This is a genomic window from Mycobacterium sp. 050134, from assembly GCF_036409085.1.
GTDB lineage: Bacteria > Actinomycetota > Actinomycetes > Mycobacteriales > Mycobacteriaceae > Mycobacterium.
Genome location: NZ_JAZGLV010000016.1, coordinates 95,307 through 110,285, shown reverse-complemented (window position 1 = coordinate 110,285; position 14,979 = coordinate 95,307). Strand labels below are relative to the sequence as shown.

5 protein-coding genes are annotated in these 14,979 nt (G+C 71.2%); 3 read left to right on the top strand and 2 right to left on the bottom strand.

Features of this window, described 5'->3' with window-relative positions:
* Positions 1 to 2 precede the first annotated feature (2 nt).
* Positions 3 to 884, bottom strand: a complete 882-nt coding sequence (locus SKC42_RS19590; protein ID WP_330965929.1) for a ComEA family DNA-binding protein — start codon at positions 882 to 884, stop codon at positions 3 to 5.
* 197 nt (positions 885 to 1,081) lie between these two features.
* On the opposite strand from SKC42_RS19590, the gene SKC42_RS19585 reads away from it, so the two are divergent.
* The 3 genes from SKC42_RS19585 to SKC42_RS19575 are packed head-to-tail and all read left to right on the top strand — an operon-like array spanning position 1,082 to position 3,803.
* Complete coding sequence (locus tag SKC42_RS19585) at positions 1,082 to 2,242, top strand: acyl-CoA dehydrogenase family protein (protein WP_330965928.1); 1,161 nt, start codon at positions 1,082 to 1,084, stop codon at positions 2,240 to 2,242.
* Positions 2,243 to 2,249: 7 nt separating this feature from the next.
* The gene (locus tag SKC42_RS19580) at positions 2,250 to 3,365 is read left to right on the top strand and encodes an acyl-CoA dehydrogenase family protein (protein ID WP_330965927.1); all 1,116 of its coding nucleotides are present in this window, start codon (positions 2,250 to 2,252) and stop codon (positions 3,363 to 3,365) included.
* Positions 3,366 to 3,371: 6 nt separating this feature from the next.
* Positions 3,372 to 3,803: a PPOX class F420-dependent oxidoreductase gene (locus tag SKC42_RS19575; RefSeq protein WP_330965926.1), complete on the top strand. Its 432-nt coding sequence runs from the start codon at positions 3,372 to 3,374 to the stop codon at positions 3,801 to 3,803.
* A gap of 9 nt (positions 3,804 to 3,812) precedes the next feature.
* On the opposite strand, the gene SKC42_RS19570 is transcribed toward SKC42_RS19575, so the two are convergent.
* Complete coding sequence (locus SKC42_RS19570) at positions 3,813 to 14,912, bottom strand: type I polyketide synthase (protein ID WP_330965925.1); 11,100 nt, start codon at positions 14,910 to 14,912, stop codon at positions 3,813 to 3,815.
* Positions 14,913 to 14,979 lie beyond the last annotated feature (67 nt).

Below are 14,979 nucleotides of genomic sequence, written 5' to 3'. Positions count from 1 at the left end.
GCTCAGACACGGACCAGGGCGCGCAATTTGTCCAGGCGCGCCGGGCCGATGCCGTCGACGTCGGCCAGCTGTTCGACGCTGGTGAATTTGCCGTGGGCCTGCCGCCAGGCCACGATGGCGGCCGCGGTGACCGGCCCCACCCCGGGCAGGGCGTCCAGCTGCTCCATGGTCGCGGTGTTGAGGTCGAGCACCTCTCCCGCCTTGGGCTTGGCCGGGCCCGGCCCACCCCCCGGTGCGGGCGTCCGCGAAGTCGGCGGCGAGCCCGACGCCACCGAGCTGCCCAGCGCGGGCGGCTGCCCGGCGGACGGGGCGAGCCCGACGACGATCTGCTCGCCGTCGCCGACCGGCCGCGCCATGTTCAGCCCGATGGTGTCCGCCCCGTTCACCGCGCCACCGGCGGCCTGCAGCGCGTCGGCGATGCGCGCGCCGGGAGCCAGCGTGACCAGACCGGGGGTGCGCACCAGGCCGACGATGCTGACCACCACCGGGTGGTCGGCCCCACCCGGCGGCCCGGGATTGGCGGAGGACCGCGGGGACGCGGCGGTGGCTCGCTCGACCGGGGGAAGCTTGGCCGACATCACCGGGGCCGGACGGTCGCGCAGCATGGTGAGCACCGTGACCAGGACGGCGAGCACCGCCACGATCGCCAGCCCGATGGCGCCCGCCCGGCCGGGGTCGGCACGCATCCTGGCCGCCCAGCCGCGGGCCGGCGACGCGTCGGGTATCCACCTGGGCAGCAACGAGTTCTGGTCCTCGTCCGGGGACCGGTCGGAGTCCCCCGAGTCCGCCGACGAGAGGTCGGCGCTGGGGGCGGCAGGCGGATCGGCGTCGGGGTCCGCCCCGAGCCTTCGGTGCAGCCGTTCGGCGGGCAGTTCTGTTCGCATGCGCCGACCGTAGGTGCGCCGACCGCCAGACCGGGGCGCCCCGACGGCGCCGCGCGGCCCGCCTGTGCATTAACCCGAGGGTGTGGACAAGCACCGAGGGCGATGGGTCAAGATGGAGGTTGGAGCGAACGACCGGACGGGACGTGGCGCGACCGCAGCGGCTCACCGCGCTCCCCCCGGACCGACAGGAGTCTGCCATGCAACTGGCGCTGACACCGGAGGAAGCCGCGTTCCGCGACGAACTCCGCACGTTCTACACCACCCAGATCCCCGAGGAGCTGCGCGTGGCGGTGCGCGAGGGCGCGCCGGTGACCAAGGAGCACATCGTCACGAGCCACAAGATCCTCCACGAGCACGGCCTGGCCGTGCCCAACTGGCCGGTCGAATGGGGCGGCAAGGACTGGACACCCACCCAGTTCCAGCTGTGGGCCGACGAGATGCAGTTGGCGTGCGTGCCCGAACCGCTCAACTTCAACACCAAGATGGTCGGGCCGGTGATCGCCGAGTTCGGGTCCCGGGAGATCAAGGAGCGTTTCCTGCCACCGACGGCTAGCATCGACATCTGGTGGTGCCAGGGGTTTTCCGAGCCGGAGGCCGGCTCCGACCTCGCGTCGCTGCGTACCACCGCGGTGCGCGACGGCGACAGCTACGTCGTCAACGGGCAGAAGACGTGGACGACGCTCGGCCAGTACGCGGACTGGATCTTCTGCCTGGTGCGCACCGACCCGCAGGCGCCCAAGCGGCAGGCCGGCATCTCCTTCCTGCTGATCGACATGGAGACGCCGGGAATCACCCTGCGGCCGATCAAGCTGATCGACGGCGGTTTCGAGGTCAACGAAGTGTTCTTCGAGGATGTCCGCGTTCCCGCGAATCAGCTCGTCGGACAAGAGAATCAAGGGTGGGCGTACGCGAAATTCCTGCTGGGCAACGAACGCACCGGCATCGCCGGGGTGGGCCGGACCAAGGTAAAGCTCGCCGAGGTGAAGAAGCACGCCGCACAGACCGGGCTGCTGGAAGACCCACTGTTTGCCGCCCGGCTGGCCGAGGCCGAAAACGAGATCCTGGCACTGGAACTCACGCAGTCGCGGGTCACCACGGACTCCACAGGCGGCAAGCCGAACCCGGCGTCGTCGGTGCTCAAGATGCGCGGCAGCCAATTGCAGCAGCTGGCAACCGAATTGATGGTCGAGGTCGCCGGCCCCGACGCGCTGCCGGTGGATGGCGACGGGGCGATCGCGTCCCCCGAGTGGGCGCAGTCCAGCGCCCCGCGCTACCTCAACTACCGCAAGACGTCCATCTACGGCGGAAGCAACGAAGTGCAGCGCAACATCATCGCGTCCACCATTCTGGGATTGTGAGGCAGCCATGGACTTTCAGCTGAGCGACGAACAGAGCCTGCTGCGGGACACCACCCGCGAGCTGCTGTCGCGCACCTACGACCCGGAGAGCCGCAACAAGGTCATCGCCAGCGATCTCGGCTGGAGCCGCGAGGTCTGGAGCCAGCTCGCCGACACCGGGATCCTCGGCCTCGGCTTCGACCCCGACGAGTCGGGCCAGAACGAGATCGCGGTGGTGCTCACCGAGATCGGCCGGCGACTGGCGCCCGAGCCCGTTTTGCACGCCGCGCTCGGGCCCGGAGCGGTGATCGCACAGCTCGGTAGCGCCACGCAAAAAGAACTCCTCGACGAGGTCGCATCGGGGCAGCGGCTGCTCGCCTTCGCCCACCAGGAGGCCGGGCACCGGAAGCCCACCGCCGCCGTCACCACTTCGGCCGAGCGGCAAGGCGATTCGTGGGCGCTCACCGGCACGAAGAACCCGGTCCTGGCGGGCGACTGCGCCGACACGCTGGTGGTCAGCGCCGCGCTGCCCGGCGGCGGCACCGGGCTGTTCCTGGTCGACGGCGAGGTGACGGCGCGGCACCCCTACCCCACGCTCGACGGGCAGCGGGGCGCGCAGATCGACTTCGACGGCACACCCGCCGAACCCCTCGGTGACGCCGCCGAGGTGCGCGACGCCTCGGCCGCCATCCGCGACGCGATCGTCCGGATCCAGTCGGCGCTGTGCTCGGAAGCCGTCGGCGCGATGGAGGAGGCGCTGCGGCTGACCACCGATTACCTCAAGGCGCGCAAGCAGTTCGGCGTCACGCTCAACAAGTTCCAGGCCCTCACCCAGCGCGCGGCCGACATGTACGTGTCGCTTGAGCTGGCGCGCAGCATGAGCTATTACGCCGCGATGTCGATCGCTGACGGCAACCTCGACCCGCTCATCGCGTCGCGGGCCAAGCTCCAGATCGGCCGCTCGGGCCGGCATATCGCGCAGGAGGCGATCCAGATGCACGGTGGCATCGGCATGACCGCCGAATACCCCGTGGGCCATTACGCCGCCCGGCTCACCGCGATCGAGTACACCCTGGGCTCGTCGCAGGACCACCTACACGTCCTGATCGATCGCATCGGCGACTACGACCTCGCGCGGCTGTAACCGCCCGTGACCGAACCCGCGAAGCTCTCCGATCGAGTGGTCTCGTTCCTGTCCGCGGGCACCCGCACCGGCATGCTCGGTTATGTCGCCGCCGACGGCCGGCCGCTGGTGGCGCCGGTGTGGTTCGTCGTGCAGGACGGTCAGCTGGTCTTCAACACCGGCCGCCAGACGGCCAAAGGCCGGGCGCTGACCCGTGATCCGCGGGTCGTCATCTGTGTCGACGATCCGCACCCACCGTATTCGTTCGTGCAGGTGCAGGGCCTGGCGACGACGAGCGAGGACCCGCAGGAGTTGCTGGACACCGCAACCCGGATCGGCGCCCGGTACATGGGCGCCGACCGGGCCGACGAGTTCGGGCGGCGCAACGCCGTGCCCGGCGAGCTGGTGGTCCGGGTCCGGCCGACCAAGGTCAACTCGGCCTTCGACATCGCCGACTGACGCGGGGCGTCAGTTCGGTTCCGGCGCTTCGGTGTCCGGCCCCGCCTGCGGCTGCGGCGACACCGCATCCTCCGGCTCCGGCATCTGAGCGGCCAGGTACTCGGCCAGCCCGCCGATGGTCGGATAGTCGAACACCGCGGTGGCGTTCAGCGTGAACGCGCCCCCGAACTGGCTGTGCAGCCGGTTGCGCAGTTCGACCGCCATCAGCGAGTCCGTGCCCAGGTCCAGGAACCGACTGCTTGCCGCCGGCGGCTGCGCGAGCCGCAGGAAATGCTGCACCTCGCGCTGCAGGAACTCGGTGATGAAGCCGGCGCGCTGCGCCACCGGGATCTCCTGGAGTTGCCGGAGCATCTCACTGTCACCCGTCGCCTCCCCCACCGCGCTCGGTAACACGAGGTCGAGGATCGGTGGGCGCGAAGCGCCCAGCACCTTGGCGGCACGCTGCCAGTTGGCCTTGATCACGGTGGCCTGCGCGGTGCCGTTGGCGACCACCTCGGCGAGCGCGCCGAGGGCGGCCGAGGGTTCCAGCGGAACCAGGCCCTGCGCACCGATGTTCGCGCGCGCGGCCTCCGACGACGCCATGCCGCCCTTGGCCCAGGGGCCGAAGTTGACGCCGGTCGCCGGCAGGCCCCGCGCCTTGCGCGCCGCGACCAGCCCGTCGAGCAGCGCGTTGGCCGTCGAGTAGTTGGCCTGCCCGGGTGAACCTAACAGGCTGGACACCGAGGAGGACACGATGAAGAAGTCCAGTGCGTCGTCCTTCGCCAACCGGTCCAGGTGGCAGGCGCCGAACGCCTTGGGCGCCAACGTCGTCCGGAATCGCTCCGCGTTCTGTTGGGACAGCAGCGCGTCGTCGAGCACGCCGGCGAGATGGACCACCCCGGCCAGCGGCGGCAAGTCCGCGCGGATTCGTTCCAGCAGCCGCTCGACCTGGGCCTCGTCGCCCACGTCGGCGGCGAACGTGTGGATGCGGCACCGGTAGCGCTCGGTGATGTCGTCGATCGCCCGTTGCGCCTCAGCGTCCGGCGTGCGCCGGCTGGTCAACACGATGTCGCCGGCGCCGAGTTGGGCCAGGTAGGCGGCCGTGTGTAAGCCGATCGCGCCCAGCCCACCGGTGATCAGGTAGCTCCGGTCGCCGCGCGGTTGCAGCGGGCTCGGCATCTGCAGCACGATCTTGCCGATGTGCCGGGCCTGCTGCATCCTCCGAAATGCCGTCTTGGCCTCCGTCAGCGGATAGATCTCGGCGGGCAACGGCGTCCACTCGCCACGGGCCAGCCCGTCCGAAACCTCGCCCAGCAGGGTGCGGATGCGTTCGGGCTCCTGGAATGTGACCGTGTCCAGCGCGACGATCTCGTAGGCGATGTCGGGACGGGCCGCCGCCATCTGTTCCGGAGTCCAGATGTCCCGCTTGGCGATCTCGGCGAACCGGCCGTTCTGGGCGGTGGCCCGCACGGTCGCCTCGATGAAGCCCTCGTTGGTCAGGCTGTTGAGCACCACGTCGACCCCGGCGCCGTCGGTGTCGGCGAGGATCTGGTCGGCGAAATCCGTACTGCGCGAGTCGTAGACGTATTCCACACCCAGCTTGCGCAACGTCGCGCGCTTGTAGGCGCTGGCGGTGGCGAAGACGACCGCCCCGTGCTGCTGGGCCATCTGGATGGCGGCCAGACCCACGCCGCCGCTGGCGGCGTGGATGAGCACCCGGTCCCCCGGCTTCAGCTGCGCCCAGTCGAACGCAAGCCTGGCCGTCAGGGCGGCCGCCGGGATGGTCGCCGCGTCCACCGCACTCACCCGGGCGGGAATCGGCGCCAGCAGTTGCGCCGGCACATTGAACCGGCTGGAGAAGGCGCCCTGCATGAAGCCGTAGACGCGCTGGCCGACCTCGAGCCCGGTGACCCCGTCACCCAGCTGGGTGACGGTGCCCGCGAAGTCGCCACCGATCGGGCCGGGGTCACCCGGGTAGAGGCCCAACACGTTGAGGACGTCGCGGAAGTTCAGCCCGGCGGCCTCGACCCGGACCTGCACGTAGCCGTCGTCCGGCGGTGGCACGTCGGCCTCGGTCAGGCGCAGGTTGTCGATCGCGCCGCGTTCCGTGGGCGCCAGCACGTAGTCGGTCGCCCGCGGCACCGCGAGATGACCGCTGCGCGACCACTGCAGCAATCGGGAGGCGAAGAACTTCCCTTGCCGCAGGGCGAGTTCGGGCTCCTCGACGGGCGCGCCGAGCAGGCCGGCCAGCGAGCGCACGGCCTGCTCCGACCCGTCGTGGTCGACGAGTCTGCAGCGCAGGGCCGGCTCCTCGTTGACGATGGTGCGGCCGAGTCCCCACAGCGCGGCCTGCACCGGGTCGACGGGCTCGCCGGATTCGGTGGCCACCGCCCGTTCGGTGATGATCCAGAGCCCGTTGGGCAGTTTCATCGCCTCGCCGGCCTGCACCGCGTGCACGGCGCTCAGCAGCTGGGCGACCTCGGCCTCCAGCCGTGCGGCGCCCTCGGCGCCGGATTCGTCCGCGCCGGGTGCGCCGGCGCGCCAGACGATCCCGGAGAACGGCATGCCGCGCTCCTTGGCCTGCGCCAACAGCTTCCCCACCGGCTCCGGGTCCGTGGTCCGGTCGAACGAGACGCAGCCGGGCAGCTCGGCCGCCAGTTCGTCGAATCCGGCCACCAGCCAGGTGCCCATCGCGTCCCCGGGCGCGTCGGCCGTAAGCGGCACCTCGTGCCAGCCCAGGGCGTACAGCAGCCGGGTGGCGTCACCGCCGAGCCCGCGCAGCAACGCCTCGCGGGGGGCGCGTTTGACGGTGAACTCGCGGATCCCGCCCAGCCGGCGGCCTTCTCGGTCGACGAAGTCGAGATCGAAGACCTGGGTCTCGCTGTCGAGGCCGCTGGTGTGCCACCTCGCGCGGCAGTAGAACCGCCGCGGCATCTTCTCCCGCAATTCCACCTGCCCGTACCGCAGCGGCAGGAACAGGTCGTTCACGCCCTGCTCGGCCGCGAGCAGCGCCGGGAACGCGGGGAAGGCGACGCCGGTGCACAGGTCGAGCAGCACCGGGTGGATCGGCTCGGCGCCGAGGTGTTCGGCGAGCTCCTCCCCGACGCTGACGTCGCCGATCGCCTCACCCTCGCCGACCCACAGCGATTTCAGGGAATTCGACCAGGCCGGTCCCCAGGCCAGCTCCATGTCGGCGAAGGTCTCGAACAGCTGCTGCGGACGGGTGCGTTCCATCCCCTCGATCGCCACGTCGACCGGGGCGTCCGACGAGTCGGGCGCCGGCTCGTCCTCGACACCGGTGACGACCTTGCCGTCGGCGTTCAGCGACCAGTCGGCGTCGCGGACGCCGTAGGGGCGACTGTGCACCCGGAAGCTCCAGCTCGCCGCGCCCTGCGGGCCGTCGTCCAGCGGATGCAGAGTCAGCTGCACCTCACGGGAAGCCTTCTCGGGCAGAATGATCGGCTCATAGAAGAAGACGTCTTGCACCCTGGCGGGCGTCCCCACCGCGGCCAGGGCCATCGCCGCGTACGTCGCCCCCGGGACGACGACGGTGCCGTAGATGACGTGATCGGACAGCCACGGCTGCGACTTGACCGACAGCCGGCTGGTGTAGACGGAGTCGCCGGAAGCGAGGTCCTTTGCGCTGCCGACGATTCCGGCCGCACCCGCGCCCGGACCGTCGATGCCGGCGATGCCGCTGGTCCCGGAGGTCTTGGGCCAGAACCGCCTGCGCTGGAACGGATAGGTGGGCAGCTCGAGCTTGCGGCGCGGGTACCGTTGCAGGGCGGCGAAGTTCGGCCGATGGCCGCTGACATACGCCCCGGCGACCGCCTCGGCGATCTGGCGCCGGTCGCCGATGCCCTTGCGCAGGGAGACGATGGCGCGCGGTGAGGCCAGATGGTCGGGCCACACCTGCACGGCGGCACCGGTCAGCACCGGTTGCGGACCGATCTCCATCAGCACCGAGCAACCGAGTGCCGCCACGGTGCGCACGCTCTCGGCGAACTGCACCGGCTGGCGGGAATGCCGCCGCCAATACTGGGCGTCCAGCGGGGTTTCGGCGGTGAGCACGGCGCCGGTGCGGTTGCACACCAGCGGCAGCGTCGGCACCGCGTAGTCCAACCGCGCCGCGTACGACTCGAACTCGTCGAGCGCCGGCTCCAGAAGCTCGGAATGGAAGGCGTGGCTGGTGTCCAGCCAGCTGCAGCGGATCCCGTCGTTGCCGCATCCGGCGACGAGTTGTTCGAGGTCCTCGCCGGGACCCGACAGCACCGTGTTGGGGCCGTTGTAGGCGGCAACCGACACGCGGGGGCACTGACCGGCGATCTCCTCGACGTACTTCGCATCCGCAAACACCGCCACCATCCGCCCGCCGTCGGGCAGGCCGCCGAACAGCCGGCCGCGCTCGGCGATCAGCCGGGCACCCTCCTCGAGGCTGAAGACACCGGCCACGCACGCGGCGGCGTACTGGCCCACGCTGTGCCCCAGCACCACGTCGGGCTGCACGCCCCACGACTGCCACAGCCGGGCCAGGCCCATCTCCACGGCGAACAGAGCTGGCTGCGCAAAAGACGTGTGCCGCAACGTTTCCCCGGCCTGACCGCCGGTGTCCCGGTCGGTGGCGAAGAGCACGTCAAGCAACGGCCGGGGCAGGATCGGATTGACCGCTTCGGCGCAGCGCGTCACCGTATCGGCGAAAACCGGCTCGGCGCCGAACAACTCGCGCGCCATGCCCGGGTACTGACTGCCCTGCCCGGTGAACAGCCACGCCGTCGTCGGCCGGTCGGCGCACTCGCCACGAGCCACCCCCGGGCGCACCCGGTTGTCGGCGAGCTCGGCCAGCGCGTCACGGGCGCTCGCCACCGAATCCACGACCAGCGCGGCCCGGTGCTCGAAATGCGAGCGGCCGGCCCCGGCCGTGAGGCAGACATCGGCGATGTCGACCTTCGGGTTGGCGTTCAACCATCGCCCGTATCGCTCGGCCAGGGCCACCAGCGCCTGGGGCGACCGCGCCGAGAGCGGCAACACCTCGACGGGTTCTTCCTCGTTGGCCAGCTCCGCCGTCGCGAGGACGTCGTCGGGCAGGTCGCCCGTGGAGTATTCGTCGGGCGTCGCCGGCTGGACGGGCGCCTCCTCGATCAGCACGTGCGCGTTCGTGCCGGTGAAGCCGAACGAACTGATGCCGGCGCGCCGCGGCTTGCCGTTGGGCTCCCAGGGAGTCGCCTTGTCCACGACGCGCACCGGCAGCGAATCCCACGGGATGTGCGGCGACGGCTTCTCGAAGTGCAGGCTCTGCGGCAGCATCTCGTGCTGCAGCGAGAGCACGACCTTGATGAGGCCGGCCACGCCCGACGCCGACTCGAGGTGCCCGATGTTGGTCTTCACCGACCCCATCAGCAGCGGCCGGTCCGCGTCGCGGGCGGCACCGTAGACCGCCCCGGCGGCCTGCACCTCGATCGGATCGCCCAACGGCGTGCCCGTGCCATGCGCCTCCAGGTAGTCGACGTCGCCGCCGACCAGGCCGGCCCGGGCCAGCGCCGTGTTGATGAGCCGTTGCTGCGCACCACCGTTGGGCACGGTCAGCCCACTGGACGCACCGTCCTGGTTGACCGCGGTGCTGGGAATGACCGCGCACACCCGATCGCCGTCGCGCACCGCATCGCTCAGCCGTTTGAGGACCAGGATCCCGCAGCCCTCACTGCGCACGTAACCGTCGGCGGAGGCGTCGAAGGTCTTGCACCGGCCGACCGGGGAAAGCATCCGCGCCCGCGAGGCCGCGATGATCGACACCGGGCTCAGCAGGACGTTCACCCCACCGGCCAGGGCCATGTCGCAGTCACCGGAGTGCAGCGCCTGGCACGCCTGGTGGACGGCGACCAGCGAGGAGCTGCAGGCCGTGTCGACCGCGACCGCCGGTCCCTCCAGACCGAGCGCGAAGGCGACCCGGCCCGAGATCGCGTTGAGCGCGTTGCCGGTGATGAAATGCGGCTCGATCTTCTCGACGGAGTCGGCGGACAATAGGTGCGAGTACTCGTTGACCGCGACCCCGACGAAGATGCCGCTTCGGCTGCCGCGCAAGGACGCCGGGGAGTACCCGGCACGTTCCAGGCCCTCCCAGACCGTTTCCAGCATCAGCCGCTGCTGCGGGTCGATCCATACGGCCTCACGCGGCGAGATCCCGAAGAACTCGGGGTCGAATCCGTCGATCTCGTCCAGGAATCCGCCGAAGCGGCTGTAGATCTTGCCCGGTGTCTCCGGGTCAGGGTCGTAGAACTCGTCGATGTCGAATCGATCCTCCGGGATCTCCCGGATCGCGTCGACGCCGCCGGACAGCACCTCCCAGAACGCCTCGGGGTTGGGCGCCCCGGGGAAACGGCACGACACCGCGACGATGGCGATCGGCTCGTCGGTGCGGGTCGTCACCGCCGCGGCCAGCTGCGCCCGCGAGTCGGACGACTGCTCGCTCAGGCCGAGCACGTCGGCGAGCAGGTAGTCGACCACGTCGGAGAGCCGGGGGTGGTCCATGGCCAGCGTCGCCGGCACCTCCTTGCCCACGGCCTGCTCGATGCGGCGCCGCAGCTCGACGGCCATCAGCGAGTCCATGCCGAGGTCGAAGAACCCGGCGTCCTCGCGGATCTCGGCGGCATCGACCCGCGTCACCTCCGCCACGGCGTCGCGCAGGTGGTCGGTGAGCAGCTTCTTCCGCTGCTGCACCGGGGCGTTGGTGAGTTGCTCGACCAGCCGGGTGCGGCCGGACGGTCCGGCCGCGGGAGCCGAATCCGGCAGCTCGCGCTCGAACTCCGACAGGAACGCGCGACGGCCGGCCTGTTGGTAGAGCGGGAGGAAACGGGCCCAGTCGATCCGGGCCACCACCCCTTGCGCCGGCCCCTGCGCAGGTCCTTGCGCGCAGGCGGCCGCCATCACATCGGCCAGCCCGGCCAGCGCGTCGGCGGGGGACAGCGTCCGCACCCCGCGCTCGTTCAGCCGGGCGCGGGACTCCGCGTCGGCCATGCCCGCCGACCACGGGCCGAAGTTGACGCTCACCCCGGGCACGCCCCGCTCGCGCAGCCGCCAGGCCAGGCCGTCGAGGAAGGCGTTGGCCGCGCCGTAGGCGGTCTGGCCGAACCCGCCCCACACCGAGGCGATCGAGGAGGTGGCTAGGAAGAAGTCCAACTGCAGGTCGGCCGCCGCCTGGCTCAAATGCCAAGCGCCCCAAACCTTGCCGGCGAACACCCGGTCCACCTCTGCTTGCTGGGAGGCGTCGTCGAGCGTGCGCAGCGGGGTGGTGCCGATCTCGCCCGCGGCGTGGACGATGCCCGCAAGGGGCGGCAGTTCGGCCCGCACGGTGGCCAACAGCCGTTCGACGTCCTGCCCGTCGGCGACGTCGGCGGCGACGACACGGACCTCGCAGCCGCGCTGTTCGCGGATCGCGTCGATGCGCAGTTGGGCCGCGTCATCGGGCGCGCGCCGGCCGGTCAGCACCAGGTGCCCGGCACCGTGCGCGGCAAGGTAATCGGCGATCTCGAGACCCACCGAGCCCAGGCCGCCCGTCACCAAATATGTTGCATCGGAACGCAACTCCATCGGGACCGCGGCCTGCTGCCCGATCCGGCGAGCCAGCCTCGCGACGTAGACCGCCTGATCACGCACCGCGAGTTGGTCTTCCGCGATCGCCGGGTCGCGGGGCGCCGCCACCAGCTGGTCGATCAGCCGCGACCATTGGTCGGCCTCGTTCTCCGCGCCTCCCGAAAGGTCCGCCAGCCCGCCCCACATCTGCGGGTGCTCCAGCGACGCGGCCCGCCCGAAGCCCCACAGGCAACTCTGGTCCGGTGACACGGAATCGGCGTCGGTGACTCGCTGCGCGCCGCGGGTCACCAGCCAGATGGGCCTGCGCAGCTCGGCCGCGGCCGCCGCGCGGAAGACCCGCCGGGTGCCGCCGAGGACCCGGTGCTGCATGCCGGGCAGCGACCCCATCGATTCGAGCGCCGCGACGTGCAGGATGCGCAGCGCTGGTTCGTCCGCCACCGCGGCGCGCAGCGTGGCCTCGAACCCCTCCTCGTCGGCGTCGGACGCCGGCAATCCGACGATCTGATGCCGGTGCCCGCGCGCGGTGAGCGCGTCGGCCAGGGGCCGGACCGCGCCGGCGTCGTCACCGACGACGAGCCAGGCCGCGGTTTCGGCGTCCGGCGCCGGGGTCCCGGGGGCGGCCTTTTCCCACCGGATTTCGTAGCGCGCGTCGGCGATCGACTGCGTCTTGCGCTGCAGGTTGTGCTGCGCGGCAAGACGAGTCAGCACCTTGCGGGTCTGGCCATCGCCATCCCCGCCGTCAAGCAGGGCCGCGAGTTCCTCGATCCGGCCGTCCTCGAGGAGGCGGACCGCCTCGGTCCGCGCGGACTCGTTCTGGTGCTGGTTGGGACGTTGCCGATCGTCCCGATACCAGTACTGCCGGTGCTGGAAGGGATAGGTGGGCAGGTCGAGCTTCCGCGCGGGCCCGGAGGCGGCCCCGAAGTCGGGCAGGTGGCCCAGGACGTACGCGTCGGCCAGGGCTTCGGCGACCTGCCGGTGGTCGGCCGTGTTGCGGCGCAGGGACGCGATCGCCCGCGGTGCGGTCACCGGGTCGGGCCAGGCCCGCAGGGCGGCGGCGGTCAACACCGGTTGCGGGCCGATCTCGAGCAACACCTTGCATCCAAGGTCGGCCAGGGTGCGCACGCTCTTGGCGAACTCCACCGGCTGGCGCGCGTGCCGGCGCCAGTAGGCGCCATCGAGCTTCACGCTCCTGCCGAGCGCGGCGCCGGTGCGGTTGCACACCAGGATCCGTTGTGGGGCGGCATAATCGAATCGGTCGGCGTACGCCTCGAACTCGTCGAGGATCGGGTCCAGCAGCGCCGAGTGGAAGGCGTGGCTGGTGTCCAGCCCGTCGCAGCGGACCCCGTCGGCGACCAACCCGGCCACCGCCCGGTCCAGGTCCTCTTCGGGGCCCGACAGCACGGTGTTGGCGCCGTTGTAGGCGGCGACCGACAGGCCGGGGAACTCGTCGGTGAGACGCTCGACGCGCTCGGGGGAGGCGAATACTGCGGCCATCCGGCCGCCGGGCGGCAGGCTGCCGAAGAGGCGGCCACGCTCCGCCATCAGCCGCGCGCCGTCCTCGAGGGAGAGGATGCCGGCGACGCAGGCCGCCGCGTACTGACCGACGCTGTGCCCCAGCACCACGTCCGGTTCGAAGCCCCATGACTGCCAGAGGCGGGCCAGGCCCATCTCCACCGCGAACAGGGCGGGCTGGGCGTAAGAGGTCTGCCGCAGCGTCTCGTGGCCGTCCGCGCCATCCGCCTCGAAAATGACGTCCAGCAACGGCTTTTCGAGCCCGTCGTCGACCACCGCCGCGCAGCGGCGCAGCGCCTCGGCGAAGACCGGCTCCGTGTCGAACAGCTCGCGGGCCATGCCCGGGTACTGGCTGCCCTGTCCGGTGAACAGCCACGCCGTCTTCGGCGTGTCACCGGACTCCCCGCGCACCAGGCCGGGCGCCGGGCGGTCGTCCGCCAGCGCGCCGAGCAACTCGCTGGCGGATTCCTTCGAATTGACCACCATCGCCGCGCGGTGCTCAAAGTGTGCTCGCCCGGCCCCGGCGGTGAAGCACAAATCGGCCAGGGTGGCCTCCGGATGGGCGCGCAGCCAGCGGCGGTACTGATCGGCGAGCTCAACCAACGCGGCGGGGGTGCGGGCCGACAGCGGAAGCACGCTGAACCGCCGGTCCGCGGGCCGGTCGAAGGGAACGGGGGCCGGCGCGGGCCGCTCCCCCGGCTCGGCGGGCGCCTCGGAGATGATCACGTGCGCGTTCGTCCCGGCGAACCCGAACGAGCTGACGCCCGCGATGCGCGGTCGGCCGTCGCGTTCCCAGGCGGTGGGCTCCTGGACGACCTGCACGGGGAGTTCGTCCCACGGGATGTGCGGCGAGGGATTGCGGAAGTGCAGGTGCTGCGGGAGCAGCTCGTGCTCGAGGGACAGGATCACCTTGATCACGCCCGCGATCCCCGCGGCCGCTTCGAGGTGGCCGATATTCGTCTTCACCGAGCCCATCAACAACGGCCGGTCCGGCTCGCGGCCGGCACCCAGCGCCGCCCCCGCGGCCTGCGCCTCGATCGGATCGCCCAGCGATGTCCCGGTGCCGTGCGCCTCCAGGTACCCGACATCGCCGGGTGCGATGCCGGCCCGTTTCAGGGCCTCGGTGATAACCCGTTGCTGGGCAACGCCGTTCGGCACCGTTAGGCCGCCCGATGCGCCGTCTTGGTTGATCGCGCTGCCGCGGATCACGGCCCGGATCCGGTCGCCGTCGCGGATCGCGTCCTCGAGTCGCTTCACGACGATGACGCCGCAACCCTCGCCCCGCACGTACCCGTCGGCGGCCGCGTCGAACGTCTTGCACCGGCCGTCGGGCGCGAGCATGTGCGCATGGGAGAAGGTGATCATCGTCGCCGGTGTGAGCAAGACGTTGGCGCCGCCGGCGAGCGCGAGGTCGCATTCGCCCAGGCGCAGCGCCTGGCATGCCTGGTGGATCGCCACCAACGACGAGCTGCACGCCGTGTCCACGGCGACCGACGGCCCCTGCAGCCCCAGCCGGTAGCTGATCCGCCCCGCGGCGGCGGCGTTCGACGTCCCGATTGCCATATAGGCCTCGATCTCGGGGTAGGTCAGCTCGTCGGACGCCATCCCGAGGTAGTCGTGGGTGGCCAAACCGATGAAGACGCCGGTGTTCGTGTTCGCCAAAGACGTTGGCGCGGTGCCCGAATGCTCCACCGCCCGCCAGGCCGTCTCCAGCAGGAGCCGATGCTGCGGGTCCATCAACCTGACCTCGCGCGCCGACATGCCGAAGAACGGTGCATCGAATCCGGTGACGTCGTCGACGAAGCCGGCCCGGCGGGTCACCACCTTCCCGGGCGCGTCGGGATCCGGGTCGAAGAACTCGTCGACATCCCACCGGTCCTGGGGCACCTCGGAAACCGCGTCCCGGCCCTCGGCCAGCACCTGCCAGAACTCGTCCGTGTCCGCGGCACCCGGGAAACGCGCCGCGTAGCCGACGATCGCAAAGCCCCCCGAACCCAACGCCCGCCCCATCGGGTCCTCGACGGATGTCATGCGGTTGTCCTTCCTGTCCAGCCCGGAGGATTTTTGCCCGCGCCTTTGCGGCGCCGGGGCCGTGGTT

Bases quoted from the DNA above. Each gene is read 5' to 3' on its own strand.
- SKC42_RS19590 (WP_330965929.1), bottom strand. From the start codon at position 884: ATGCGAACAGAACTGCCCGCCGAACGGCTGCACCGAAGGCTCGGGGCG.
- SKC42_RS19585 (WP_330965928.1), top strand. From the start codon at position 1,082: ATGCAACTGGCGCTGACACCGGAGGAAGCCGCGTTCCGCGACGAACTC.
- SKC42_RS19580 (WP_330965927.1), top strand. From the start codon at position 2,250: ATGGACTTTCAGCTGAGCGACGAACAGAGCCTGCTGCGGGACACCACC.
- SKC42_RS19570 (WP_330965925.1), bottom strand. From the start codon at position 14,912: ATGACATCCGTCGAGGACCCGATGGGGCGGGCGTTGGGTTCGGGGGGC.